The organism is Halalkalibacter lacteus (genome assembly GCF_036663595.1).
Classification (GTDB): domain Bacteria; phylum Bacillota; class Bacilli; order Bacillales; family Bacillaceae_D; genus Halalkalibacter; species Halalkalibacter lacteus.
In genome coordinates this window covers 1-281 of sequence record NZ_JAWRVL010000145.1, presented here as the reverse complement: position 1 = coordinate 281, position 281 = coordinate 1, and the positions used below count along the sequence as shown (strand labels likewise).

General features: G+C 42.3%; 1 protein-coding gene. It reads right to left on the bottom strand.

Going from position 1 to position 281, the window contains the following annotated elements; translation table 11 throughout:
• Positions 1-99, bottom strand: a 99-nt coding sequence (locus SAZ04_RS21850; protein ID WP_332699629.1) for a DUF488 family protein, N3 subclade, incomplete at its 3' end; no start/stop codon positions are given.
• Between the last annotated feature and the right edge of the window lie 182 nt (positions 100-281).

The window sequence follows — 281 nt, the reverse complement described above, 5'->3', positions numbered from 1 at the left end:
AACCTTCGAAATACCCCGGGGCCACAAGCGATCTACCAACACCCGATAACCATCCGTATCAACTGGTTTCGTGTAAATCCGTTCTAATTTTAATTGCATAATGAACACTCCTCCTATCGTACGCTGCGGTAAACAATCTATGACCATTTACAATAACCTATCACATTTCATGACCATAAGTTGACTCCATTATAACGCAGGTGCCGGTATCGTTAAATCGAACCAACACTTTCCCGCAACCACATATTGATCAGTCCTCATGACAGCCACTATCATCAATT